General features: G+C 34.5%; 36 protein-coding genes and 1 pseudogene. 34 read left to right on the plus strand and 3 right to left on the minus strand.

The window, feature by feature from the left end; all coding sequences use genetic code 11:
- The first annotated feature begins 1 nt into the window (after window position 1).
- The 30 genes and pseudogenes from rplB (at window position 2) to ACL_RS00590 (ending at window position 17,845) form a co-directional block, all read left to right on the plus strand.
- Window positions 2–832 carry a 50S ribosomal protein L2 gene (gene rplB / locus ACL_RS00445; RefSeq protein ID WP_012242047.1) on the plus strand — a complete coding sequence of 277 codons (831 nt, stop codon included), beginning with the start codon at window positions 2–4 and terminating at the stop codon, window positions 830–832.
- Between the two features lie 12 nt (window positions 833–844).
- The gene (gene rpsS / locus ACL_RS00450; RefSeq protein ID WP_012242048.1) at window positions 845–1,123 is read left to right on the plus strand and encodes a 30S ribosomal protein S19; all 279 of its coding nucleotides are present in this window, start codon (window positions 845–847) and stop codon (window positions 1,121–1,123) included.
- A 12-nt stretch (window positions 1,124–1,135) separates the two neighbouring features.
- The gene (gene rplV, locus ACL_RS00455) at window positions 1,136–1,471 is read left to right on the plus strand and encodes a 50S ribosomal protein L22 (protein WP_012242049.1); all 336 of its coding nucleotides are present in this window, start codon (window positions 1,136–1,138) and stop codon (window positions 1,469–1,471) included.
- Between the two features lie 7 nt (window positions 1,472–1,478).
- Window positions 1,479–2,249 (plus strand): 30S ribosomal protein S3, encoded by a 771-nt coding sequence (rpsC, locus tag ACL_RS00460; protein WP_012242050.1) that lies wholly within the window; start codon window positions 1,479–1,481, stop codon window positions 2,247–2,249.
- A 5-nt stretch (window positions 2,250–2,254) separates the two neighbouring features.
- A complete protein-coding gene (gene rplP / locus ACL_RS00465) occupies window positions 2,255–2,671 on the plus strand; it encodes a 50S ribosomal protein L16 (protein ID WP_012242051.1) in 417 nt (138 codons plus the stop codon).
- Window positions 2,668–2,856, plus strand: a complete 189-nt coding sequence (gene rpmC / locus ACL_RS00470; RefSeq protein ID WP_012242052.1) for a 50S ribosomal protein L29 — start codon at window positions 2,668–2,670, stop codon at window positions 2,854–2,856. The genes rplP and rpmC overlap by 4 nt, the downstream gene beginning before the upstream one ends.
- 14 nt (window positions 2,857–2,870) lie before the next feature.
- Window positions 2,871–3,134 carry a 30S ribosomal protein S17 gene (gene rpsQ, locus ACL_RS00475; protein WP_012242053.1) on the plus strand — a complete coding sequence of 88 codons (264 nt, stop codon included), beginning with the start codon at window positions 2,871–2,873 and terminating at the stop codon, window positions 3,132–3,134.
- Between the two features lie 18 nt (window positions 3,135–3,152).
- Complete coding sequence (gene rplN, locus ACL_RS00480) at window positions 3,153–3,521, plus strand: 50S ribosomal protein L14 (RefSeq protein ID WP_012242054.1); 369 nt, start codon at window positions 3,153–3,155, stop codon at window positions 3,519–3,521.
- Between the two features lie 13 nt (window positions 3,522–3,534).
- A pseudogene (rplX, locus tag ACL_RS07500) lies at window positions 3,535–3,873 on the plus strand (50S ribosomal protein L24); the annotation flags it as partial.
- A 176-nt stretch (window positions 3,874–4,049) separates the two neighbouring features.
- Complete coding sequence (rplE, locus tag ACL_RS00490; RefSeq protein WP_012242056.1) at window positions 4,050–4,592, plus strand: 50S ribosomal protein L5; 543 nt, start codon at window positions 4,050–4,052, stop codon at window positions 4,590–4,592.
- Window positions 4,593–4,602: 10 nt separating this feature from the next.
- A complete protein-coding gene (gene rpsN, locus ACL_RS00495; RefSeq protein WP_012242057.1) occupies window positions 4,603–4,872 on the plus strand; it encodes a 30S ribosomal protein S14 in 270 nt (89 codons plus the stop codon).
- Window positions 4,873–4,884: 12 nt separating this feature from the next.
- A complete protein-coding gene (gene rpsH, locus ACL_RS00500; protein ID WP_012242058.1) occupies window positions 4,885–5,280 on the plus strand; it encodes a 30S ribosomal protein S8 in 396 nt (131 codons plus the stop codon).
- Window positions 5,281–5,298: 18 nt separating this feature from the next.
- Window positions 5,299–5,838 carry a 50S ribosomal protein L6 gene (rplF, locus tag ACL_RS00505; RefSeq protein WP_012242059.1) on the plus strand — a complete coding sequence of 180 codons (540 nt, stop codon included), beginning with the start codon at window positions 5,299–5,301 and terminating at the stop codon, window positions 5,836–5,838.
- Between the two features lie 12 nt (window positions 5,839–5,850).
- Window positions 5,851–6,201 carry a 50S ribosomal protein L18 gene (gene rplR / locus ACL_RS00510; RefSeq protein ID WP_012242060.1) on the plus strand — a complete coding sequence of 117 codons (351 nt, stop codon included), beginning with the start codon at window positions 5,851–5,853 and terminating at the stop codon, window positions 6,199–6,201.
- A gap of 14 nt (window positions 6,202–6,215) precedes the next feature.
- A complete protein-coding gene (gene rpsE / locus ACL_RS00515) occupies window positions 6,216–6,722 on the plus strand; it encodes a 30S ribosomal protein S5 (protein ID WP_012242061.1) in 507 nt (168 codons plus the stop codon).
- A 4-nt stretch (window positions 6,723–6,726) separates the two neighbouring features.
- Window positions 6,727–6,900, plus strand: coding sequence for a 50S ribosomal protein L30 (gene rpmD, locus ACL_RS00520; protein ID WP_012242062.1), 174 nt, complete (start codon window positions 6,727–6,729; stop codon window positions 6,898–6,900).
- An 11-nt stretch (window positions 6,901–6,911) separates the two neighbouring features.
- The gene (gene rplO / locus ACL_RS00525; RefSeq protein ID WP_012242063.1) at window positions 6,912–7,352 is read left to right on the plus strand and encodes a 50S ribosomal protein L15; all 441 of its coding nucleotides are present in this window, start codon (window positions 6,912–6,914) and stop codon (window positions 7,350–7,352) included.
- A gap of 1 nt (window position 7,353) precedes the next feature.
- Window positions 7,354–8,652, plus strand: coding sequence for a preprotein translocase subunit SecY (gene secY / locus ACL_RS00530; protein ID WP_012242064.1), 1,299 nt, complete (start codon window positions 7,354–7,356; stop codon window positions 8,650–8,652).
- Complete coding sequence (locus tag ACL_RS00535; protein WP_012242065.1) at window positions 8,652–9,305, plus strand: adenylate kinase; 654 nt, start codon at window positions 8,652–8,654, stop codon at window positions 9,303–9,305. Before secY ends, ACL_RS00535 begins: the two co-directional genes overlap by 1 nt.
- Window positions 9,302–10,057, plus strand: a complete 756-nt coding sequence (gene map, locus ACL_RS00540; protein WP_012242066.1) for a type I methionyl aminopeptidase — start codon at window positions 9,302–9,304, stop codon at window positions 10,055–10,057. Before ACL_RS00535 ends, map begins: the two co-directional genes overlap by 4 nt.
- Window positions 10,058–10,059: 2 nt before the next feature.
- The gene (infA, locus tag ACL_RS00545) at window positions 10,060–10,278 is read left to right on the plus strand and encodes a translation initiation factor IF-1 (RefSeq protein ID WP_012242067.1); all 219 of its coding nucleotides are present in this window, start codon (window positions 10,060–10,062) and stop codon (window positions 10,276–10,278) included.
- Window positions 10,279–10,290: 12 nt separating this feature from the next.
- Window positions 10,291–10,407 (plus strand): 50S ribosomal protein L36, encoded by a 117-nt coding sequence (gene rpmJ / locus ACL_RS00550; protein WP_012242068.1) that lies wholly within the window; start codon window positions 10,291–10,293, stop codon window positions 10,405–10,407.
- A 12-nt stretch (window positions 10,408–10,419) separates the two neighbouring features.
- Window positions 10,420–10,794 (plus strand): 30S ribosomal protein S13, encoded by a 375-nt coding sequence (gene rpsM / locus ACL_RS00555; RefSeq protein ID WP_012242069.1) that lies wholly within the window; start codon window positions 10,420–10,422, stop codon window positions 10,792–10,794.
- A gap of 2 nt (window positions 10,795–10,796) precedes the next feature.
- A complete protein-coding gene (gene rpsK / locus ACL_RS00560) occupies window positions 10,797–11,189 on the plus strand; it encodes a 30S ribosomal protein S11 (protein WP_012242070.1) in 393 nt (130 codons plus the stop codon).
- A gap of 23 nt (window positions 11,190–11,212) precedes the next feature.
- Window positions 11,213–12,205, plus strand: coding sequence for a DNA-directed RNA polymerase subunit alpha (locus tag ACL_RS00565; RefSeq protein ID WP_012242071.1), 993 nt, complete (start codon window positions 11,213–11,215; stop codon window positions 12,203–12,205).
- Between the two features lie 5 nt (window positions 12,206–12,210).
- Window positions 12,211–12,570: a 50S ribosomal protein L17 gene (rplQ, locus tag ACL_RS00570; RefSeq protein ID WP_012242072.1), complete on the plus strand. Its 360-nt coding sequence runs from the start codon at window positions 12,211–12,213 to the stop codon at window positions 12,568–12,570.
- Between the two features lie 217 nt (window positions 12,571–12,787).
- Entirely contained in the window at window positions 12,788–13,264 is a 477-nt protein-coding gene (locus ACL_RS00575) for a hypothetical protein (RefSeq protein WP_012242073.1), read from the plus strand.
- A gap of 86 nt (window positions 13,265–13,350) precedes the next feature.
- Window positions 13,351–15,594 carry an endonuclease gene (locus ACL_RS07100; RefSeq protein WP_012242074.1) on the plus strand — a complete coding sequence of 748 codons (2,244 nt, stop codon included), beginning with the start codon at window positions 13,351–13,353 and terminating at the stop codon, window positions 15,592–15,594.
- Complete coding sequence (locus ACL_RS00585; RefSeq protein WP_012242075.1) at window positions 15,578–16,138, plus strand: DNA-3-methyladenine glycosylase I; 561 nt, start codon at window positions 15,578–15,580, stop codon at window positions 16,136–16,138. Before ACL_RS07100 ends, ACL_RS00585 begins: the two co-directional genes overlap by 17 nt.
- A 15-nt stretch (window positions 16,139–16,153) precedes the next feature.
- Window positions 16,154–17,845, plus strand: coding sequence for a M3 family oligoendopeptidase (locus ACL_RS00590; RefSeq protein ID WP_012242076.1), 1,692 nt, complete (start codon window positions 16,154–16,156; stop codon window positions 17,843–17,845).
- A 50-nt stretch (window positions 17,846–17,895) separates the two neighbouring features.
- On the opposite strand, the gene ACL_RS00595 is transcribed toward ACL_RS00590, so the two are convergent.
- Genes ACL_RS00595 through ACL_RS00605 form a run of 3 tightly spaced genes read right to left on the minus strand, consistent with a single transcriptional unit; the run spans window position 17,896 to window position 19,461 of the window.
- Window positions 17,896–18,306 (minus strand): DUF1801 domain-containing protein, encoded by a 411-nt coding sequence (locus tag ACL_RS00595; protein WP_012242077.1) that lies wholly within the window; start codon window positions 18,304–18,306, stop codon window positions 17,896–17,898.
- Window positions 18,281–19,153, minus strand: a complete 873-nt coding sequence (locus ACL_RS00600) for an NAD(P)/FAD-dependent oxidoreductase (RefSeq protein ID WP_012242078.1) — start codon at window positions 19,151–19,153, stop codon at window positions 18,281–18,283. Before ACL_RS00600 ends, ACL_RS00595 begins: the two co-directional genes overlap by 26 nt.
- Window positions 19,150–19,461 carry a thioredoxin family protein gene (locus ACL_RS00605; protein WP_012242079.1) on the minus strand — a complete coding sequence of 104 codons (312 nt, stop codon included), beginning with the start codon at window positions 19,459–19,461 and terminating at the stop codon, window positions 19,150–19,152. Before ACL_RS00605 ends, ACL_RS00600 begins: the two co-directional genes overlap by 4 nt.
- A gap of 192 nt (window positions 19,462–19,653) precedes the next feature.
- On the opposite strand from ACL_RS00605, the gene ACL_RS00610 reads away from it, so the two are divergent.
- From ACL_RS00610 to truA, 4 genes are read left to right on the plus strand one after another with little or no spacing between them, the layout of a single operon-like run.
- On the plus strand, window positions 19,654–20,463 hold the full coding sequence (locus tag ACL_RS00610) for an energy-coupling factor transporter ATPase (RefSeq protein WP_041633714.1): 810 nt from the start codon (window positions 19,654–19,656) through the stop codon (window positions 20,461–20,463).
- Window positions 20,439–21,284, plus strand: a complete 846-nt coding sequence (locus ACL_RS00615) for an energy-coupling factor transporter ATPase (protein ID WP_012242081.1) — start codon at window positions 20,439–20,441, stop codon at window positions 21,282–21,284. The genes ACL_RS00610 and ACL_RS00615 overlap by 25 nt, the downstream gene beginning before the upstream one ends.
- Window positions 21,281–22,285, plus strand: a complete 1,005-nt coding sequence (locus ACL_RS07105) for an energy-coupling factor transporter transmembrane component T family protein (RefSeq protein ID WP_012242082.1) — start codon at window positions 21,281–21,283, stop codon at window positions 22,283–22,285. The genes ACL_RS00615 and ACL_RS07105 overlap by 4 nt, the downstream gene beginning before the upstream one ends.
- Window positions 22,275–22,997 carry a tRNA pseudouridine(38-40) synthase TruA gene (gene truA, locus ACL_RS00625; protein WP_012242083.1) on the plus strand — a complete coding sequence of 241 codons (723 nt, stop codon included), beginning with the start codon at window positions 22,275–22,277 and terminating at the stop codon, window positions 22,995–22,997. Before ACL_RS07105 ends, truA begins: the two co-directional genes overlap by 11 nt.
- Window positions 22,998–23,016: the final 19 nt, after the last annotated feature.

The following is a 23,016-nucleotide window of genomic DNA, read 5'->3' on the forward strand; positions in this document are numbered from 1 at the left end:
TATGGCAGTTAAAATTTATAAAAGAACGACCAATGGTCGTCGTAATATGAGTGTTCTTACCTTTGATGAAATTACAACATCTACTCCTGAAAAATCACTTCTTGCGCCAATTACTAAAACTGGTGGTCGTAACAACCAGGGTAAATTAACCGTTAGACATATCGGTGGTGGAGCAAAGAGAAAATATCGTATCATTGACTTTAAACGTGATAAAGATAATGTTCCAGGAAAAGTAACATCAATTGAGTATGATCCAAATAGAACAGCGAATATCGCATTAATTACTTATTTAGATGGTGAAAAAAGATATATCATCGCACCTAAAGGCTTACAAGTTGGAGCGTTAATCGTTTCAGGTAGCGAAATCGATATTAAAGTTGGTAATGCATTACCAGTTATGAGTATCCCAGTAGGTACAATTGTACACAACATCGAGTTAAAACCTGGTCGTGGTGGACAAATTGCAAGAAGTGCTGGTACATCCGCACAAATCTTAGGACGTGAAGAAAAATACGTTTTAGTCCGTCTACAATCTGGTGAAGTACGTCGTATCTTAGGTACATGTAAAGCAACAATCGGTGAAGTTGGTAACGAATCACACGAATTAGTTCGTATCGGTAAAGCTGGTAGAACACGTCACCTAGGTGTACGTCCAACAGTACGTGGATCTGTTATGAACCCGAACGATCACCCACACGGTGGTGGTGAAGGTAAACAACCAATCGGTAGAAAACAACAAATGACCCCTTGGGGTAAAAAAGCACGTGGTATTAAAACTCGTGATAAGAAAAAAGCGTCTACAAGCATGATCGTAAGACGTAGAAACGGATAAGGAGGGTAACCCATGGCACGTTCACTTAAAAAAGGACCTTTCGCTGATCAATCATTATTAGATAAGGTCGCAAAACAAGCTAAATCAAACGATAAAAAAGTAATTCAAACATGGAGTCGTCGTTCAACGATATTCCCAGAATTTATTGGTTTCACGATTGCTGTATACAATGGTCGCGAACACGTACCTGTATACGTTACAGAAGACATGGTTGGACATAAATTAGGAGAATTTGCTCCTACACGTACATTCCGTGGACACAAAAAAGAAGACAAGAAAGTTAAGAGATAGGAGAAAGATAATATGGAAGCTAAAGCAATTGGAAAAACCATTAGAATCGCTCCTAGGAAAGTACGTCTTGTCGTCGATTTAATTCGTGGTAAGAATGTTAAGGAAGCACAAGCTATTCTAATGTTTACACCTCGTGGTGCATCACCAGTTATTGCTAAAGTCTTAGACTCAGCAATCGCGAATGCAACACACAACTTAAATTTAAACCCAGAAAACTTATTTGTTAAAGAAGTATGGGCTAACGAATCAATTACTATGAAAAGAATGTTACCACGCGCTAAAGGTAGTGGGCATTTAATCAGAAAACGTACATCACACATTACAGTGGTTGTCGCAGAAAGGGAGTAATTAAAGCATGGGACAAAAAACAAATCCAAACGGACTTAGATTAGGTATCATCCGTACTTGGGAATCAAAATGGTATGCTGATCAAAAAGATGTACCAGCACTTATTAAAGAAGATGCTTTAATTAGAGAATTCCTAAACGAGAACTTTAGTAAAGCGGGTGTATCTCAAATTGAGATTGAACGCGTTAAAGCTAAGTCTAAAGAAAGAGTTACAATTAAACTTTATGTTTCAAAACCTGGTATTGCATTAGGTAAAGAAGCATCAGTTAAAAATAAAGCAGTTTCTACTTTAGAATACTTAACTAAAAAAGAAGTTATCTTAAATATTATTGAAGTAAGACGCCCTGAAAAAGTAGCAGTTTTAGTTGCTCAAAGCATTGCAGAACAATTAGAAAACCGTGCTTCATTCAGACGTGCTCAAAAAATGGCTATTCAACGTGCCCTTAAATCAGGCGCTAAAGGTATTAGAACTTTAGTATCTGGTCGTTTAGGTGGAGCAGAAATGGCTAGAAGCGAAGGTTATTCAGAAGGACGTGTGCCTCTACATACATTAAGAGCAGACGTAGATTATGCTACAGCAGAAGCAAAAACTACTTATGGTATCTTAGGTATTAAAGTATGGATTTATCATGGTGAAGTATTACCAGGACAATCTATTTTAGACACAAGAAAACCTTTTGAAGCTGGTAATCAAAAACGTGGTCAAAAACGTCGTCCACGTAATGACCAACCAGGTCAAAGACCTCAACAAAGAAATAGAAATAGCAAGGAGGACTAATTACTATGTTAATGCCAAAAAGAACAAAATACCGTCGTCCTCATCGTGTTTCCTATGAAGGAAAAGCGAAAGGTAGAAACGAAATTATAAATGGTGATTTTGCATTAGTGGCTAAAGAAGGTGCTTGGATAACAAACCGTCAAATCGAAGCGGCTCGTATCGCGATGACTCGTGAAATGAAACGTTTAGGTAAAGTATGGATTAATATCTTCCCACACTTAGCTAAAACTAAAAAACCAATGGAAGTACGTATGGGTTCCGGTAAAGGGGCACCAGATTCATGGGTTGCAGTAGTAAAAGAAGGTAAAATCATGTTTGAAATTAACGGTGTAAGTGAAGCGACTGCTAGAGAAGCTCTTCGTAAAGCAGGTCACAAATTACCTATTAAAGTTAAAATTGTCAAGAGAGGTGAAGAAGCGTGAAAGCAGCTGATATCAGAAATTTAGATTCAAATCAAATTCATAACAAAATTGCTGAATTAAAAGCTGAATTATTCAATTTACGCTTTCAGCACGCTGTTGGTCAATTAGAAAACACAGCAAGATTAAGAACTGTTAAAAAGACTATCGCTCAAATGAAAACAATCATTTCTGAGCGTGGCGAGTAAGAGAGGATATGACAATGGAACAAGTTAAAAATAAAAAACTTTATACTGGAAAAGTTGTATCTGACAAAATGGATAAAACCATTACTGTACAAGTGGAAACTCACAGAGTGCACCGTATCTACGGTAAAGCTGTGAAAGTTTCAAAAAAATTCCATGCACATGATGAAAATAATGTTGCAAAAATGGGCGATACTGTAACAATAGCTGAACATAGACCATTATCTAAAACAAAGAAATTTATTTTAGTAAGCGTCGATAAAACAGCAGAAATTGTTTAAGAAGGGACGGAAAAATATATGTTACAACAAGAATCAAGATTATTAGTTGCTGACAATTCCGGAGCACGTGAAGTTCTAGTTATTAGAGTTTTAGGTGGTACCCGCCGTCGTTATGCAAACATTGGCGATATCGTTACTGTCACAGTTAAAAAAGCTAGCCCAACTGGCACTGTTAAAAAAGGTGATGTTGTTAAAGCAGTTGTTGTTAGAACAAAACATGGCATTAGAAGAGCTGATGGTTCAACTATCAAGTTCGATGATAATGCAGCAGTTATTATTAAAGATGATATGAACCCAAGGGGTACACGTATCTTCGGACCGGTAGCAAGAGAACTTAGAGAGAAGAACTTCATGAAGATCGTCTCACTTGCACCAGAAGTATTGTAAGGAGGAAGCCCATATGAATATTAAAACTGGAGACACAGTTGTAGTTATTGCAGGTGGTGACCAATTTGCAGTAGATAAAAAAGGTGTAAAAACTAGAAAAACTGGTCGCGTATTAAAAATTGACCGTGTTAAAAACACAGTTATCGTAGAAGGTGTTAACATTGTTAAAAAACATCAAAGACCTACATCAGCAAATGATAAAGGTGGCATTGTTGAAATTCCAGCTCCAATCCATGCAAGTAATGTAGCAATCCTTGATCCAAAAACAAACACACCTACACGTATTGGACATCGTATCGAGAATGGTGTTAAAGTACGTTATGCTAAGAAATCTGGTCAAACTTTAGATAAAGCAGCTAAACCTGCTAAAACTAAAGCTGAAAAGGTAGAAAAGGCAGCTACATCAAGCACAGACAAACCAGCTAAAGTTACTAAGGCAGCTAAAGAAGCTAAACCAGTAAAAGCTGTTAAATCACAAAAAGTTGAAAAGAACACAAGCGTACAAAAGAAAGGAGCTAGTGGTAAATAATGAGCGCAGCATTTAAAGAATTATACAACACAAAAATTGTTCCTAAACTAGTTTCTGACTTTAATTACGATTCAGTAATGCAAGTACCGAAATTAGAAAAAATTGTTGTTAACATGGGTGTTGGTGAGGCAGTATCTAATTCTAAATTACTTGATCAAGCAGTTGAAGAGTTAACATTACTAACTGGTCAAAAACCTGTTATTACTAAAGCAAAGAAATCAATTTCTAACTTTAAATTACGTGAAGGTCAATCCATTGGTGCTAAAGTAACTTTAAGAGGCGATAGAATGTATTACTTCTTAGAAAAGTTAGTATCAGTTGCATTACCACGTGTTAGAGACTTCCGTGGGGTATCCGCAAACGCATTTGACGGTCGTGGAAACTACACATTAGGTGTAAAAGAACAAATCATTTTCCCTGAAATAAACATTGATAAAGTAAATAAAGTTCGTGGGATGGACATTATTATTGTAACAACGGCACAAACCGATGCAGAAGCTAAAAGCTTATTAACTGAATTTGGTTTCCCGTTCAAGAAGTGAGGTGTAGATTATGGCAAAGAAATCAAAAATCGCTAAAGATAAAAAACAGCGCGAAATCGTAGCAATCTACGCTGAAAAACGTAGAGCTTTGAAAGAAGCTGGAGATTACCAAGGTTTATCTAGTCTACCAAAAGATGCATCACCGGTAAGATTAAGAAATAGAGATTCATTAGACGGTAGACCAAGAGCATATATGAGAAAATTCGGTGTATCTCGTATAACATTCAGAGAATTAGCACACAAGGGAGAAATTCCTGGTGTTAAAAAAGCTAGCTGGTAAGGAGGAAGAACAATGGTTATGACTGATCCAATTGCGGACCTATTAACGCGAATCCGTAATGCGAATAAAGCGCGTCATCCTAAAGTTGATATGCCATCTTCAAAACTTAAGTTAGAAATACTTAAAGTTATGAAGCAAGAAGGATTTATTAAAGACTTTTCAGTAAACAAGGATAAATTTCCGAAAATTACTGTAACTTTAAAATATTCTGATACAAATGAGCGTGTCATCAAAGGATTAAAAAGGATATCGAAGCCAGGTCTTCGTGTCTATGCAAGTATAGATAACTTACCACGTGTACTAAATGGTTTAGGTGTGGCATTAGTATCTACATCAAAAGGAATTTTAACAGACCGTGAAGCTCGTCAACAACAAATTGGTGGCGAAGTTCTAGCGTATGTCTGGTAATAAAGGAGGAATACAAAAATGAGTCGTATAGGCAATAAAGTTATTGTTGTTCCTGCTGGTGTTACCGTTGACATTAAAGAAGGAAACTTCTTAACTGTTAAAGGGCCAAAAGGTCAACTTGAAAAACAATTAAACTCAGATTTAAGCATTACATTAGAAGGAAACTTACTAACTGTAAAACGTCCAAACAATGAAATGTTCATGAGAAAAATCCACGGAACAACTCGTGCCCTATTATTTAATATGGTACATGGTGTATCTGAAGGATTCTCTAAGAAATTAGAAATCAAAGGGGTTGGGTATAGAGCTCAACTTCAAGGTAACACTTTAGTATTACAATTAGGTTTCTCACACAATATTGAAATGCCATTACCAGAAGGTATTTCATTAGATGTTCCTAAAAATACTGAAATTACTGTAAATGGTATTGATAAAGCGGTTGTAGGACAATTCGCTGCAGAAATTAGAAAACACAGAAAACCAGAACCTTACAAAGGCAAAGGTATTCGTTATGTTGACGAATATGTTGCTCGTAAAGCTGGTAAAACTGCGAAGTAAGGAGTATAGACTATGATTAATAAAAAATCATCTAACGAGACGAGACAAAAAAGACATTTAAGAATCAGAAAACATGTCATCGGTACTCCAGATCGTCCAAGATTAAACGTATTTCGTTCCAATACCGCGATTTATGTTCAAATCATTAATGACGAAACTCATAACACACTAACAAGTGCAAACACAAAAGAACTAAAAGTGGGTGCTAACATTGAAGGTGCTGCAGCATTAGGTAAAGCTGTTGCTGAGCAAGCTTTAAAGTTAGGTATCACAAAAGTTGTCTTTGACCGCGGTGGTTATTTATACCACGGACGTATAAAGGCATTAGCTGATGCAGCAAGAGCTGCCGGCTTAGAATTCTAGGAAAGGAGTCTATCATGGCACAAAATTTTACAGATAACAAAGAAGAAATCGTTTTTGAAGAAGAAGTTGTAGCGATTAATCGTGTAACTAAAGTCGTTAAAGGTGGACGCCGTTTCCGTTTTGCTGCACTTGTTGTTGTAGGTAACAAACAAGGTAAAGTTGGTTTTGGTACAGGTAAAGCTACTGAAGTACCTGAAGCAATTAAAAAAGCAGTGGAAAATGCTAAGAGAAATATTATTGATATTCCGTTAAAGAACTCTACAATTCCTCACCAAGTACTAGGCGTATTCGGTGGTGGACGTATCGTTATTAAACCTGCTGCACCTGGTACAGGGATCATTGCAGGTGGTGCGGCTCGTATCATCTTTGACTTAGCTGGTATCCATGACGTATTAAGTAAATCATTAGGTTCTAAAACTGCAATTAACGTAGTGCGTGCTACTTTCCAAGGTTTAGAATCTCTAACAACACCAGAAGCTGTAGCTAAGCTACGTGGTGTATCTATCGAGAACTTGGTGTAAACTTATGTTAAAGATTACATTAAAAAAATCATTAATCGGTAGACGTCCAAACCAAGTTAAAACCGCTCACGCACTCGGTTTAAGAAAAATTGGACAAAGTGTTTCAAAAGTAGAAAATGACGCTATCAACGGAATGATCAACACAATTGGTCACCTAGTTGTAGTGGAAAAAGAATAAGGAGGCAAACCATGATATTAAGCAATTTAAAACCAGTTCCTGGAGCGAGACATTCTAAAAAACGTTTAGGACGCGGACCAGGTAGTGGTACAGGTAAAACCTCTGGTAAAGGACATAAAGGTCAAAAAGCAAGATCTGGTGGCGGTGTACGTCCAGGATTCGAAGGTGGACAAATTCCATTCTTCCAACGTATTCCAAAACGTGGATTCAACAACCACACTAGAGTAGAGTACGCGATTGTGAATACCAAAGAGCTCAATGTTTTTGAAGACGGTACTGTCGTAACACCTGAATTACTATTACAAACTAAATTAGTTTCTAAAGTACTAGCAGGCGTTAAAATATTAGCTGATGGAAAGTTAGAGAAAAAGCTAACTGTTAAAGCAAACAAATTCTCAAACAGTGCTAAAGAAGCAATTGAAGCAGCTGGTGGAACAATCGAGGTGATCTAAAATGTGGCAGCGCATAAAAAATGTATTAGCAAATAATTCAGTTATGGCTCGTGTGGGTATAACGTTATTACTTATCTTCATATTTAGAGTCGCAAGTTACATCCCAATTCCATTGTTTAACATTGAACTTTTCAGAAGCAATCAAACATGGTCATCAGGATTCTTAGGTATTTTAAATAGCTATACAGGACAAGCATTGGCACGTTTTAGTGTGTTATCTCTAGGGATTTCACCTTATATCACTGCATCTATTGCAGTACAATTATTACAAACAGTTGTTCCTTCTATGAAAGAGTGGCAAGAACAAGGTGATACTGGGAAAGTTAAAACTCAACGTATGACTAAGTACTTAGCAATCGTATTAGCGTTTGCTCAAAGTTTACTCTTAATTTTAGGTACAGGTGTTAGAGGCTCACAAATTCAAGTGGGCGTAGATAGTGGATTCTTTACTTACTTTTATATGGCTTTAGTTGTAACTGCAGGTTCTGCATTTGCAATTTGGCTAGCTGATCTAATTACAGCTAAAGGTGTTGGTAATGGTTCATCTATATTAATTGGTGTGGGTGTGTTAACATCTATTCCAATTATGATCACAACTTTAAGTGATAAATACTTAGGTACAGGTGAATGGACTGACATCTTAATCTATGTATTAATTCTATTACTTTATGTAGGTATTTTATTAGGTGTTGTTTATATGAACATCGCTAAACGTAAGATTCCTATAAACTATGCAAATAGACAAGGTGGTAAAACAAGAACAGATTCAAATATCCCATTAAAGATTAACTCTGCTGGGGTATTACCTGTAATCTTCGCATCAACCATCCTATCAGTTCCACTTTCTATTGTTGGTTTCTTAGAAGGCAGTTTAGGTGCAGGAACTCAAAGTTGGATCAATGCAATCTTCAATTACCAAGAACCACTTGGATTCATTATTTATCTTATCTTAATCATTGCATTCTCATTCTTCTATACATTCATGGTAACAAATCCACATAAGATTGCTGATAACTTATCAAAATCTAATGCATATGTTCCAGGTGTAAGACCAGGAGATGATACTAAAAACTATATTGCTAGAATTCTATTTAAAGTCACAGTTATTGGTACAGTATACTTAGTTGTATTAGCTGCACTTCCAATTATTACTGCATGGGTATTCGGCTTTGTAGGTGCAGAAGCTGCAAGCATCACCTTAGGTGGAACCGGGCTATTAATCGTAGTTGGGGTTGCTGCAGACACTACACAACAACTTGAAGCACAAGCTAATCAAGAGACGTATCAAGGATTGTTCTAATGAAAACAAGGATGATATTTGTAGGCCCTCCTGGGGCTGGCAAGGGATCACAGGCAAAAATAATTTCACAGACATTAAATATCCCACATATATCAACCGGTGATATGTTCAGAACACATATAAAGGGTAGTACGCCACTTGGTTTGGAAGCTAAAAAGTATACAGACCAAGGGCTACTTGTACCTGATGATGTAACCAATCAAATGGTTAAAGATCGCCTAAGTCAGAAAGATGTTGAAAAGGGATTCATCTTTGATGGATATCCAAGAACACCTGATCAAGCAATTTTCTTAGACAATCTATTAATGGTAACAAATCAAAAACTTGATGTAGTATTAAATATTTCATCAAGTGATGAAGTTATTGTTAAACGAATCACAGGTAGAAGAACATGCCCAGTATGTGGTGCTATATATCATGTTGATAACTATCCACCAAAAGTGGCAGGTATTTGTGATAATGATGGTGCAACCTTGGTTCAAAGAAAAGATGATCAAAAAGAAACAATTATTCGTAGACTTAGTGTTTACAAAGAAGAAACATTCCCATTAATTAAGTATTATGCACATAAAAACTTACTTATGGATGTTGATGGTAATCAACCTTTAGAGGTGATTACAAAACATGTATTAGAAATTCTGGAGCAAAAATGATTACAATAAAAAGTTCTAGAGAAATTGAACTCATGAAAACAGCTGGTGACATCTTGGCACGTACTAGGGAATATCTAATTCCTTTCATTAAGCCAGGTGTTACCACACATGAGCTTGATATGCTCGCACATAATTTCATACTCGAAAATGATGCAACACCGTCATTTAAAGGATACCAAGGATTTGATGGATCGATTTGTGCATCCGTCAATGAAGTTGTGATTCACGGTATACCTTCCAAAAAGAAGGTTCTCAAAGATGGCGATATTCTATCACTCGATTTAGGTGTGAATTATAAGGGTTATCACGCTGACTCTGCATGGACATTTCCTGTTGGGGTTATCTCAAATGAAGTTAAAAAGTTGTTAGAAGTAACAGAAGAAGCACTATGGAATGGCTTAGCGGTTATTAAACCAGGTGCAAGCGTCAATGAGATTTCTAAAGCAGTTGAACAAACCATTAGACCACATGGTTATGGTATTGTTGAAGAATTTACCGGTCATGGCATCGGTCAAAGTCTCCATGAAGATCCAGCGATTCCTAACTTTGGTTATGAACCAAATCATGTGATTTTAAAAGCTGGAATGACCTTTTGTGTAGAACCAATGGTCAATATAGGAACTAAAAGAGTTCGTATATTAAAAGATGGTTGGACAACAGTTACACAAGACAAATCATATAGTGCACATTTCGAGCATACGGTACTTGTAACCGAAACAGGCTATGAAGTATTGACTAAAACAAAGGAGTAATTATGGCAAGAGAAGATTTAATAGAAGTTGAAGCAAAGGTTAAAGAAATTTTACCGAACACAAAGTTTATAGTTGAGCTAGACAACGGTCACACCGTTGTAGCACACGTATCTGGTAAAATCCGTATCCACAACATACGCATTTTACCTGGTGATAAAGTAACAGTTGAATTATCACCATATGATTTATCACGCGGACGTATAACATACCGCAAAAAATAAGGAGCAATTAAAATGAAAGTTAAAGCATCAGTTAAAAAGCGCAGCGCAGATGACATCATTGTGCGCCGCAAAGGTCGCGTATACGTGATCAACAAAAAAAATAGAAGACACAATCAAAGACAAGGTTAAGGAGATTAAACTATGGCAAGAATTGCAGGAGTAGACATCCCTACTCAAAAACGAGTGGTTATCTCGTTACAATACATCTATGGCATTGGTCAAACTACAGCACAAGAAGTGCTAAAGAATGCTAATGTATCAGAAGATATTCGTGTTAAAGACTTAAATGACGATCAATTATCAGCAATCCGTGGCGAAGTAGCGAAAATCGTTACAGAAGGTGACTTACGTAGAGAGTCAACATTAAACATCAAACGTTTAATGGAAATTGGTTCATATCGCGGTATTAGACACCGTAAAGGCTTACCTGTAAACGGTCAAAACACAAGAAACAATGCACGTACTCGTAAAGGGAAACCTAAAGCGGTTACTGGAAAGAAACAGGCAGGTAAATAACAATGGCAGCTCAAAAAAGAAAAACAACTAAAAGAAGAGTAAGAAAAAACATACCTTCAGGTATTGCTCACATTCATACAACTTTCAATAATACAATCGTAACTATCACAGACCCAGCAGGTAACGCTATCTCTTGGTCAAGTGCTGGTGCTTTAGGTATTAAAGGATCAAGAAAATCTACACCATTTGCAGCTCAACTTACAAGTGAAGCAGCAGCAAAAGGTGCAATGGACAACGGTATGGCTCGTGTAGAAGTATATGTTAAAGGTCCAGGACCTGGTAGAGAGGCTGCAATTAGAAGTTTACAAGCAGCAGGATTAGAAATTACAGCGATTAAAGATGTGACGCCAGTTCCTCATAATGGATGTCGTCCACCAAAACGTCCACGTAACTAATTTAAACCATAGGAGGTAAACTTGTGAAAGATTTAAAATTTGAAAAACCAACATCTGTCGAAGAAATATCTCAAGAAGGTAACTTGGGACGTTTCTTAATCAAACCACTTGAACGCGGTTATGGGTTAACCTTAGGTAATGCATTAAGACGTGTCTTATTATCATCGTTACCAGGTGCTGCAATCGTCAATGTTAAAATTGAAGGTGTGGAGCACGAGTTTTCTACCATTGAAGGCGTTTATGAAGATGTGATGGGAATCGTTCTTAACCTTAAAAAGGTCGTATTCTCAGTTGATTCACAAGATCCACAGTATGAACAACAATTAGAATTATATGCAGAAGGTCCAGCTGTGATTACTGCAGGTGATTTTAATTTGGCAGACGACATTGAAGTTGTCAATAAAGACCAACATATTGCAACTCTAGCAGAAGGTGCTAAGTTCAATATGACAGTTACAGTTAGACGTGGTATTGGTTATGTACCAGCTGACCAAAATAAACAATATTCTAAATACGAATTAAACGTTATTCCAATTGACTCACTTTATACACCAGTTGAACGTGTAATCTACAGTGTAGAAAAAACACGTGGTGATTTAGATGAATTAACAATTGAAATCGAAACAAACGGTGCTATCTTAGCAAAAGAAGCATTAGCCCTCGCATCTAAGATGTTAGTGGATCACTTCCAAGTACTTGTAGATATTTCTGAAAAAGCTAGTGAATTTGATTTCATTCGCGATATTGAAGAAGAACCAGCAAGCAAAAAATCAGATACTAAGATTGAACAACTTGATTTATCAGTTCGTTTATTCAACTCACTAAAACGTAGTGGTATCACTACAGTTGGTGAATTACTAAAATTATCTGAAGAAGAAGTTATGAGACTACGTTCATTAGGTAGAAAATCATTCAAAGAATTAAAAGAAAAATTAGCAGAACATGGACTTGAATTCGAGCACTCTACTTCAAAAGAAGCAAGATTCGGATTTGATTCAGACGAAGATAAGGAGTAATAATTATGGCAATACCATCAAGACTACGCCGTACGACTGATCAAAGAGAAGCTTTACTACGCGATTTAGTAACAGACTTAATCATCAATGATCGTATTACGACAACAGAAGCAAAAGCAAAATCCGTACAACGCGTTGCTGATAAAATGGTCACATTAGCTAAAAAAGGTACGTTAGCAGCTCGTAGACAAGCAGCTGAAACAGTACGTTTAGAAGATGCTGGTGAAGGCAAAGATGCACTTCAAAAGCTATTTAGCGTAATTGCACCACGTTACAACGATCGTACAGGTGGATATACAAGAATTATTAAAACTGTACCTCGCCGTGGCGATGCAGCACCGATGGCAATCATCGAATTTATTTAATATTAAATTCTAAAAACCTTCTATAATTAGGAGGTTTTTTATTTTACTTTTAACAAATTATCTTAAGTAAATTAAATCGTATTAAAAAACAACACCTAATATTTTAGTTATCAAAATGAATAAAGATTGGTGATTCATGCTATAATAATAGTAATCAATACATGCATAAGTATTTTTTAAATACGTATTAAATGTATGAGATGGAGGTAAAAGGGAAATGAGCAAAGACATGATAGTCTATAAAGCTGATAATGGGGAAACAGTTTTATTTTCAAAAGGTAATGCTTGGCATGTTCATATAGATGGTTTAACAGATCATTATAAAGCAGTCGAGGGAGATAAGGTTAAACTTACCGGTAAAGTTGTATTTATATCTAAGAGTGTGAAGAAAGTTACCATCACTCAAAATCAATATGAAATTGTGAAACGTTCAGCCAATGAACGTCAATATATCACATTTGATTTTGTGAGTTTAAATGAAGTACGTCTTGGTACACGTATCTTTTTAACTGAAGCTGGTCAAGTAGAACGTGAAAAACGTGATCACAAACGATCTGTTCGCGAACAAAAAAGCCAAGCTCTTGCAGATAAAAAAGCTGCAGCGATTCAAAAAAAGGCTGATAAGCGTATGAAAAAAGAAGAAAAACGCGCATCAAAAAAAGATAAAAATAAACTAGATATGTTTGATGAATAATTTAGATAGGTGCTTAAATGTAAGCACCTATTTTTATAGTTGTATTCTATGGTAAAATAAATTAAGTAAATTAATAAGGAGGCCCAATGAAAAAAATAGCAATTTTACTTATGATAGTAAGTAGTATCTTTCTTTTAAGTTCATGTGATATAATCACGGACTTACTAAATGAAAAGAGTTATGAAGTGACTTTTCATATTGTTGATGAAGAAAGTTATAGTGTGATGGTAACTGATTTTACTAAGGAAGATTTTAATATAAGTCAAGTACCCAATAAAACAGGGTATGATTTTAAAGGATGGTATTTAAATGAAGATTTCACAAATGCCTATATCCCTAAATATGAGTATGAGTCTGCATTAAACTTTTATGCAAAGTTTGAAATAAAGACATTTGACGTAAGTATTTATGATACAGTTATGAATGAAACAAATATTTTTAAGATTAACTATGGTAGTACACTAAGTGATATAGAATATAGTCATGAAGGTGTTATCTTAACTGGATATAAATATATGGATGATGATGTTACATTTGATATAGCATCAGAAGTTACAACGGATTTAGACCTTTATACAGTCTTTGAATCGAGTGAAGGTTATGTACTAGTAACATTTGAAACAAACACGGATTTACCTACTATAAACAGAGTTTCAACGGCTAATATAGAAATAGAGATGCCCCAAAATCCAGTTAAAGAAGGTCAAATATTCGTTGGCTGGTTTACGGATAACACCTATTCAACATTCTATGACTTTAATGAATTAGTAACAACAGATCTTACACTTCATGGTAAGTTTGTAACACCGACTACAATGGATTATGAAGTCGATGATACAGTGGTGAGTTTTGAAGGATTAAATGATGCCCTACAGTATCAATATTATATAAAAAACGATGAGATATTAGATGAACCATTTACTGAAACATTCACAAATTACATTGACTTAAAACCATTTGAAAGTCTATTTTTAAATGAGACAGAAATGATTGTTAAAGTAGTATTTCCATCTGGGGAACAATATGTATTGTTTAATGTATTTTTAAAGTTTGATGACCTTACAATATATAAAGAGAACTTTGAATCCAGTGCATTTTTAGCAAGAACAAATTATTCCAATAATACAACACCAAGAATTGATGGACCATTAGATTATCAGTACAGTATCTTAAATGGTACAGCATCGACTACAAAACCGATTGAAGGTTTAAAGTCTGTACAACTTAGAAATGGCACCAATACGCCATACTTGCAAACTAACTTTTTATTAGAGGGTGTTACGAAGATTAGTTTTCTATCAAAATCTTCAAATCATAATTTATCTTTAAAGGTTTTAAATAGTTTAGGTGAAGTCTTAGAAACATACCTATTTGAACTCACAACAACACCTACAATGTATCAAGTAGCAATCAATCAAATTGGTCCAATCAAACTTAAATTTGAACTTGTAGCAACGTCTAATATTACAACAGGTGAACAAATATTTATAGATGATATCAGAGTATTTGGTAGTACTTCATCTAAAGTGTTAGTCGAAATTATTAAAGAAGAAGAACCAAATGCAGACCTAGAAGCCATTAGACAAGCCTTTGAAGCACATAGAAGTAAATTAACGCCTCCAGGATTTAATGCACTATCTAATGAAGGTTTACTTCAATATTACGCTTCATTAAATGGTTTAACTGGTAATGCATTTAAAACAGAACTAACAAATATATTAGTTAATACACACAGAAGACTCATTAGTTATGATGAAGCAAGGTTTGTTCTTGAAATGTCAGATATCGTAACTAATGGAGATAAAACTTATTTAGATGGTATTTACTCTGGTCATGAAATTGTCCGTTATTGGGACGGTGGTACTACATGGGCTAGAGAACATGTTTGGCCAAACTCTAGACTAGCAATGGATAGAGTTACGGGTTCTAATAAAAACCAAGCTAGTGATGTTCATAACTTAAGAGCGATTGACCCTAGAGTAAATAGTTCTAGATCGAATAGATATTTTATGGAAGCTACAAGTTATGGACTTGTAGGAACTACTGCCTATTATCCAGGGGATAATTATAAAGGTGATGTTGCTCGTATATTATTTTATATGGTAGCAAGATATCCTGATATATTAACCTTGCGTGATGATAACATTATTGACAGTGCCTATACAAGTGAAGGTGCAGTCATGGGTGTCTTATCACTACTAATTAAGTGGCATGAAGAAGATCCTGTTTCACAGTTTGAAATAAATAGAAATAACATAATTTACAGTTTCCAAGGTAATAGAAATCCATTTATAGATTTTCCGGAGTATGTAGATGTCTACTTTAACTAGATGCCACTGGGCAAATTCAACAGAAAACATGGCGCACTATCATGATCATGAATGGGGTGTACCGTTATATGATGATCTTAAACTATTTCAAAAGTTACTTTTAGACATGCAACAAGCAGGACTGTCTTGGTCAATTGTTTTAAACAAGCGAAAAGATATCTTAGAAGCGTTTGATAACTTTGATCCATACATCATGATAAATTATGATGAACAAAAATTAAATAGTTTATTAACTAACCCTAAGATTATTAGAAATAGGCTTAAAATAGAAGCTATGATTCATAATGCTAAAATGTATATTAAACATTTTGGACAGATTAATAGTTTTTCGGACTTCTTATGGTCCTATGTGGACCATAAAGTAGTCGTACACGACATTAAAGTACCTAAAGATACACCAACTGAAACAGATATATCTAAACTTATCAGTAGAGATTTAAAAAGATTAGGATTTAAATTTGTAGGCAGTATTACAATTTATGCCTTCTTACAAGCAGTTGGTATCTATAATGATCATCAAAATGATTGTTTTAAAAAAAGATAACAGGAGAACAAAGTCATGAAGTTTAATGAATATACATATGAAAGACCTAACTTAGAGGATTTAAAATCTAAATTAGAAACACTGACAAAAGATTTAACTGAAGCACAAGATGCTAAAGAAGCATTAAGTGTTGTCAAACTATACCACAAGATCATGGATAATGTGGATACACAAATGCAACTGGTTTTAATTAGACACTCTATTGATACATCGAATACCTTTTATGATGATGAACAGGCATTTGTTGATAATGCTGCGCCTTTAATTGAATCCTCTGCTGTTAAGTTTACTAATGCACTTTTATCATCTAAATTTAGAAGTGAATTAGAAGCATCACTTGGTGAACTACTCTTTAAAAAAGCAGAACTGAGTAACAAAACATTTAATGATGAAGTCATTGGTGACTTACAGTTAGAAAACAAATATACAACAGAGTATGTCAAAATTAGATCAAGTGCTCAAATAGCGTTTGAAGGTAAAGTTTATAACTTATCTCAAATGGCACCTTTTACAACACATAAAGATAGAAAAATTAGAAAAGAAGCAGCGAAAGCAGTATCTAATTGGTATAAAGAAAAAGAGTCCGCTTTTGATGAAGTCTATGATAACCTAGTTAAAGTACGTACAACAATCGCAACCAAATTAGGATATGAAAACTTCATCCAATTAGGTTATGATAGATTAAAACGTGTAGACTATCATGCAGAAGATGTTCAATCCTATCGAAAACAAATTGCAGAAAAAATAGTACCAGTCGTAAGTGATTTGATGAAACGTCGTCAAAAAAGATTAGACTTAGATAAGATGATGAGCTATGACTTAGGGTTAACCTTCTTAAATGGAAACCCAGAACCTAAAGGTGATAGAGCATGGCAAGTCGATCAAGCAATTAAGATGTATGATGAATTAAGTCCTGAAACATCCAAATTCTTTAGATTTTTAGTGGATAGCGAATTACTAGATTTAGACAGTAAAGCCAACAAAGAAGGTGGTGGATATTGTACATATATCCCAGATTATGAAGCACCATTTATCTTTGCTAACTTTAATGGTACATCAGGCGACGTCGATGTATTAACCCATGAAGCAGGACATGCTTTCCAAGTGTATATGTCTAAAGACTTAATACCAGAATATAGATGGCCAGGCTATGAAGCTGCTGAAATTCACTCGATGAGTATGGAGTTTCTAGCATGGCCATATATGGAGTTATTCTTTAAAGAAGATACAGACAAATATAAGTTTGCTCACCTTTCTGGGGGACTTGAATTTTTACCATATGGGGCACTTGTTGACCACTTCCAACACGAGGTATATGGTAACCCTAATATGACACCTAAAATGCGTAAAGATACTTGGAAAAAGTTAGAAAAAATCTATCAACCTTGGAAGATTTATGAAGAACTAGATCCAGTTGGTGAAGGTTTATTTTGGTTTAGACAAGGACATATCTTCCAAGATCCATTCTATTATATTGATTATACACTTGCTCAAGTACTAGCATTTGACTTCTGGGGACACAATCAAAAAGACCCTAAAAAGACTTGGGAACGCTATCTAGAGTTATGTAAGATGGGTGGCCAATATAGTTTTGTAAGACTCCTTAATGAAGCTAAATTGCCAAATCCATTTATCGATGGCACGATTGAAGAGATTTTAAAACCCGTCAATGCTTATTTAAGTAGCATTGATGATTCTAAATTTTAAATAACAAAAATCCTATCAGCACGATAGGATTTTTTTATGGATGTATAAAATTAATCAACGAGTTTTACAAAATCTAAATTCAGTACATGATCATAGACTTGATACAGCAGTTTTTCTAGTATATCAAGATGAACATCATCTAATTTTTTGATGTACAAACACCCTTTTCCTGTAGTGTATTTTCCAAGACTACTTAATATATCAAACTGGTTCACATCATACGATAAATAAAGCGTGATGGCTTGTTTTCTACTAGATAATCCAATGATAGGCATATGGCCAGAGGTGTTGGTAGAATACTTGTAAAATAGATTACCATAACCGATGATGCTACTACCCCAAAGTTTTGGAGATCTACCAGTCACTTTTGAAAGTAAATTGGTAAGTACCAAAATATCTTCTAATCTATTCGGTTCAAGTGTGGATAAATAATTATCAATATGTGTACTGGTTATTTCCATGGTTGTTACCTCTTAGGTACTGATTGATGCCATGAGCAGCCATGAAGCCGTCATGTATTGCTTTTGGGATTTGTAGCATGCCACCAACACAGTCGCCTGCTGCAAATAAGCCCTTGATATTTGTTTGCATGAAGTTATCGACAACGATATTATCATCTTTCATAAGTACACCTAATTTCAAGGATAACTCGGTTGCCATCGGGTGACCAATCGCTAGAAAGACGCCATTGACTTGATACGTATCTTTAATTGTCTTAATATGTGTTAGTCGCTTTTCACCAAGAAATGCGACTAATTTATCTTGAATCACTGGATATTTTTTATGTGTATAGGGTGAGCCATTTGTGAATATCATAATATCTTTAGTATAGTTTTCTAAGGTTTCAAGTTCATGTTCTAAATAAGCACCATTTCCGATTAAAGCGACTTTTTTATTTTTGTAAAATAAGCCGTCACAAGTTGTACATAAATGAATACCTTTAGATTTAAATGCTTGATATCCTTCTAACTTGATTTGAACTCTAGGTTTACCTGTAGATAAGACAACTGTCTTAGCTTCATAGGTTTGGTGTGTGGTTGTTACTACAAAGTGATCTGTAAAATCTTCGATATTTAAAACAGATTCATTTTTAACTTCAATACCAAGTTGACGTGACTGCATGATACCTTTAGTAATTAACTGTTCACCAGCAATAGGACCATGGCCATAGAGATTATCTATCACATCTAAATTAGAAAGTTGACCTTTATCTTTACCTAATACTAATACAGAATGATTTAACTTTCTTAAATTGATAGCAGTAGATATACCAGCTGGACCAACACCAATAACGATAGCATCAATCATATACTTAACCAACTTTCTATATCTTGATAACTGTGTAACCCAGCTAATTCTTTAATGGGGTTACCGTGTTCAAATAAAATCATTGTAGGTAGACTAAAAATGTCATATGCATCAGCAAGTTCACTTTCGGTTTCACAATTAATTTTGAAAACTTTTATCTTTCCATAGTAATCATCAGATATATCTTCTAAAATATTTAAAAGAGACTGACAACTTTTACAAGTAGGTCCATAAAACTCTATTAATACATAACCTGAAGTTTCATGTACATGTTTCATAAAATTTTCTTTAGTTAAATCAAACAACATTGGGTATCACATCCTTATAAGCATATATTTATTATAACCCAATACAGTGTATAATTTTAACAAATAGAACCTATATGTGAAACTTACAAAAAAAATATAAATATACCATAAACTGATTTTAGACTAAGTGCATCACCAAAATAGGTGTGAATAATGATATAATAAAAAGAAGCAAGATTGGTGGTTATTATTTTGATAAAAGTAGAAAATTTAAATTTTACATATGATGAAACTAAAGAGACAATCAAGGACTTAAGTTTTAACATACCTAAAGGTAGTTGGGTATCTATTTTAGGTCATAATGGTAGTGGTAAATCCACATTAGCCAAACTCTTAGTTGGATTACTTAAAGCTGAAAGTGGCAATATTTATATTGATGATATCGTATTAACAGAAGATACAGTCAATGATGTTAGAAAAAAGGTGGGTATTGTATTTCAAAACCCAGATAACCAATTTGTTGGTGTCACAGTCAGACATGATATAGCTTTTGGTTTAGAAAATATGCAAGTACCTCAAAAAGAGATTGTTGAACGCGTTGAAACATATGCGAAGTTAGTAGGGATGGAAGATTATCTTAAAAAAGAACCATTCCAATTATCTGGGGGACAAAAACAAAGAGTTGCGATCGCTGGTGCGCTTGCAATGCATAAAGATTTAATTATTTTTGATGAAGCGACTTCGATGTTAGATCCAGAAGGTGTAGCTGAAGTAACTTCTTTAATTACAAAACTTAACCAAGAACAACAACAAACAATTATTACGATTACCCATGATTTAGATTTTGCTTTAAAAAGTGATTATGCAATCATCTTAAAAGATGGCCAGTTAATGGCTGAAGGCAAACCCTCTGAACTGTTTTTACAACAAGAATTATTAGAACAATCTAAATTAACAATACCTTTAGGCTTAAAGGTATATATTGACGTGTTAAATGATAACGAACTAAAAAATAATAAAAAATTGGTAGATGAACTATGGACATACAATTTAAAGAAGTAGGACACGCCTACAAAGGATTTAAGGAACTATATCACGCAATCAGCAATATCAACTTGACTATTCATGAAACGGGTGAGTTCATTGCGATTGTAGGTCAAACAGGTAGTGGTAAATCCACACTTGTACAACACCTTAATGTACTTATGCGTCCTACATCTGGAAAAATAAATATTTTAGGTACAACGCTACCTTCAAAAAAGAAAATCAAAGTGAACCACTTACGTCAAAAGGTCGGTTTAGTTTTTCAATTTCCAGAGTACCAATTATTTGAAGTAAACATTTTAAAGGATGTTGAGTTTGGTCCTTCAAACTTTAAAGAAACTAAAGCTCATGCACATGAGTATGCTAAAGAAGCACTACAGGTTGTAGGTATAGATGAATCTTTATACCATGAATCACCATTTAGAATATCTGGTGGTCAAATGAGAAGAGTAGCGATTGCAGGTATTCTTGCTATGAAACCACATATTTTAGTATTAGATGAACCAACACGTGGTTTAGATCCTCAAGGTAAAGATGATATTATGGATATGTTTAACGACATCCACATTAAGGAAAACAAAACCATTGTCATGATTTCTCATGACATGGATATTGTTGCTAAATACGCCAAACGCGTGGTCGTATTAGATAAAGGCCATATTGTATTTGATGGACCTAAAGAAGAGCTATTTACACATAAAGACTTTGATACATTCCACTTAGACTATCCAACACCAATGAAAGTATTAAATCATCTGCATCATACATTAGGCTATCCTAAGAAGTTAGTACTATCCAATGATGAACTCCTTAAACATTTAAAGGAGGTACAAAAATGAATATTAAAATAGGGCAATATATAGCAGGTAATTCTATACTACATAAACTAGATCCTAGAATTAAAATCATGAGCATGATTTTACTTATTGTAGCAATCTTTTTAGTACCAATTAATTTAGAACCGAAAAATATCATTTGGATGATTTCATTATTCCTATTTTCATTAGGTGCTGTCTTTTTATCAGGTATTCGTATTGGCAAAGTACTTCAGGGTCTTAAAGCAATTGTTTTCTTAATGACTTTCACATTTATCATTCAACTATTTACCATTCAACCGGTAGACGAAACAGCCATACTTGACCAACCAATGACTTTAAGTCTTATATCTGTTATTGGTCTAGTATTACTAACGTTTTTCTATCACTATTTAAAACCTAAAATTAAATTCCGTACCACTTGGTTTTTTACATATGTCATACTGATATTTGTTTTACAGTGGTTGGTTATAATGTATGTGCCATCTTATGACTTAGTATTTAACTTTGATTATAATTTTAAAGTCTTTCCATCAGGGCTGATTCGTGGTGGATTTATCTTCTTAAGAATTATCGCTGTGATGGTGATTGCATCGCTTCTTACATTTACAACCTCTACAATTGAATTAAATGATGGCTTAGAATCTTTAATGAAACCATTAAGAGTGATTAAAGTGCCAACCTATATTTTTTCAATGATGATTTCTTTAACACTAAGATCAATTCCAACATTACTTGTTGAAACAGATAAGATTATGAAAGCTCAAACCTCTCGTGGAGCGGACTTTAATGAATCTACACTACGTCAAAAGATTCGACAAATTATCGCACTCTTAATTCCGGTATTCGTTATTAGTTTTGATAGAGCAGATGATTTAAGTAATGCGATGGAAGCTAGAGGCTATATTATTGGAGAACCTAGAACGAAATTGGATGTCTATAAAATCAACTATAAAGATATTATAATTTTAAGTGTTGTCATACTCATAATTATTGGATTGTTGGTGACTAGATTTGCGTTATAAGGCAATTTTCAGTTATGATGGCACAAATTATAGTGGCTATCAAAAACAAATTAATCAATTAGGTATTCAAACAGTTATCGAAAAAGCATTTAGGCTGATGACTCAAATAGATATAGAAACCTTTGCCGCCTCTAGAACAGATAAGGGGGTACATGCATTACATCAAGTACTTCATTTTGATTCAGATATTGAGTTAACATCGGATCAATGGGTAGATGCTTTAAATAAAAGACTACCTACAGATATTAGACTGATGAAAGTTACACCAGTAAAGGATAACTTTCATGCAAGACACAGTGCAAAGTCTAAAAGATATATTTATAAAATAGCCAAACAACCATCAACAGTCTTTAGAGGTAACCACGAACTTTATGTGAAGCACTTTGACATTGATCTTGTTAAAGATCATTTGCATACAATTGTAGGTACACACGACTTTAGCGGGTTTAGTCCAAACAAAGAACATAAACCACCAATCAAAACTATTTATAGTTTTGATTATAAAGAAACCAAAACTCATTATATATTTAGCATTCATGGCAACAGCTTTTTAAGATATATGGTGCGTATTATTATGGGGAATGTGATTGCTGTAGCAACAAATAAAAAACCTCAAAACCAACTAGAAATATTACTTGAAACTAAAAATAGAGAACTATCTGCAAAAACAGCAGATGCTAAAGGACTATATTTAAAACATATTTATTATTAATATTAGAAAAAGGGGCATG

The organism is Acholeplasma laidlawii PG-8A (assembly GCF_000018785.1).
GTDB classification, from domain to species: Bacteria; Bacillota_I; Bacilli_A; order Acholeplasmatales; family Acholeplasmataceae; genus Acholeplasma; species Acholeplasma laidlawii.

Coding starts and splice junctions, on each gene's coding strand:
- rplB (WP_012242047.1), top strand. CDS start 2: ATGGCAGTTAAAATTTATAAAAGAACGACCAATGGTCGTCGTAATATG.
- rpsS (WP_012242048.1), top strand. CDS start 845: ATGGCACGTTCACTTAAAAAAGGACCTTTCGCTGATCAATCATTATTA.
- rplV (WP_012242049.1), top strand. CDS start 1,136: ATGGAAGCTAAAGCAATTGGAAAAACCATTAGAATCGCTCCTAGGAAA.
- rpsC (WP_012242050.1), top strand. CDS start 1,479: ATGGGACAAAAAACAAATCCAAACGGACTTAGATTAGGTATCATCCGT.
- rplP (WP_012242051.1), top strand. CDS start 2,255: ATGTTAATGCCAAAAAGAACAAAATACCGTCGTCCTCATCGTGTTTCC.
- rpsQ (WP_012242053.1), top strand. CDS start 2,871: ATGGAACAAGTTAAAAATAAAAAACTTTATACTGGAAAAGTTGTATCT.
- rplN (WP_012242054.1), top strand. CDS start 3,153: ATGTTACAACAAGAATCAAGATTATTAGTTGCTGACAATTCCGGAGCA.
- rplE (WP_012242056.1), top strand. CDS start 4,050: ATGAGCGCAGCATTTAAAGAATTATACAACACAAAAATTGTTCCTAAA.
- rpsN (WP_012242057.1), top strand. CDS start 4,603: ATGGCAAAGAAATCAAAAATCGCTAAAGATAAAAAACAGCGCGAAATC.
- rpsH (WP_012242058.1), top strand. CDS start 4,885: ATGGTTATGACTGATCCAATTGCGGACCTATTAACGCGAATCCGTAAT.
- rplF (WP_012242059.1), top strand. CDS start 5,299: ATGAGTCGTATAGGCAATAAAGTTATTGTTGTTCCTGCTGGTGTTACC.
- rplR (WP_012242060.1), top strand. CDS start 5,851: ATGATTAATAAAAAATCATCTAACGAGACGAGACAAAAAAGACATTTA.
- rpsE (WP_012242061.1), top strand. CDS start 6,216: ATGGCACAAAATTTTACAGATAACAAAGAAGAAATCGTTTTTGAAGAA.
- rpmD (WP_012242062.1), top strand. CDS start 6,727: ATGTTAAAGATTACATTAAAAAAATCATTAATCGGTAGACGTCCAAAC.
- rplO (WP_012242063.1), top strand. CDS start 6,912: ATGATATTAAGCAATTTAAAACCAGTTCCTGGAGCGAGACATTCTAAA.
- secY (WP_012242064.1), top strand. CDS start 7,354: ATGTGGCAGCGCATAAAAAATGTATTAGCAAATAATTCAGTTATGGCT.
- ACL_RS00535 (WP_012242065.1), top strand. CDS start 8,652: ATGAAAACAAGGATGATATTTGTAGGCCCTCCTGGGGCTGGCAAGGGA.
- map (WP_012242066.1), top strand. CDS start 9,302: ATGATTACAATAAAAAGTTCTAGAGAAATTGAACTCATGAAAACAGCT.
- infA (WP_012242067.1), top strand. CDS start 10,060: ATGGCAAGAGAAGATTTAATAGAAGTTGAAGCAAAGGTTAAAGAAATT.
- rpmJ (WP_012242068.1), top strand. CDS start 10,291: ATGAAAGTTAAAGCATCAGTTAAAAAGCGCAGCGCAGATGACATCATT.
- rpsM (WP_012242069.1), top strand. CDS start 10,420: ATGGCAAGAATTGCAGGAGTAGACATCCCTACTCAAAAACGAGTGGTT.
- rpsK (WP_012242070.1), top strand. CDS start 10,797: ATGGCAGCTCAAAAAAGAAAAACAACTAAAAGAAGAGTAAGAAAAAAC.
- rplQ (WP_012242072.1), top strand. CDS start 12,211: ATGGCAATACCATCAAGACTACGCCGTACGACTGATCAAAGAGAAGCT.
- ACL_RS00575 (WP_012242073.1), top strand. CDS start 12,788: ATGAGCAAAGACATGATAGTCTATAAAGCTGATAATGGGGAAACAGTT.
- ACL_RS07100 (WP_012242074.1), top strand. CDS start 13,351: ATGAAAAAAATAGCAATTTTACTTATGATAGTAAGTAGTATCTTTCTT.
- ACL_RS00585 (WP_012242075.1), top strand. CDS start 15,578: ATGTCTACTTTAACTAGATGCCACTGGGCAAATTCAACAGAAAACATG.
- ACL_RS00590 (WP_012242076.1), top strand. CDS start 16,154: ATGAAGTTTAATGAATATACATATGAAAGACCTAACTTAGAGGATTTA.
- ACL_RS00595 (WP_012242077.1), bottom strand. CDS start 18,306: ATGGAAATAACCAGTACACATATTGATAATTATTTATCCACACTTGAA.
- ACL_RS00600 (WP_012242078.1), bottom strand. CDS start 19,153: ATGATTGATGCTATCGTTATTGGTGTTGGTCCAGCTGGTATATCTACT.
- ACL_RS00605 (WP_012242079.1), bottom strand. CDS start 19,461: ATGTTGTTTGATTTAACTAAAGAAAATTTTATGAAACATGTACATGAA.
- ACL_RS00615 (WP_012242081.1), top strand. CDS start 20,439: ATGGACATACAATTTAAAGAAGTAGGACACGCCTACAAAGGATTTAAG.
- ACL_RS07105 (WP_012242082.1), top strand. CDS start 21,281: ATGAATATTAAAATAGGGCAATATATAGCAGGTAATTCTATACTACAT.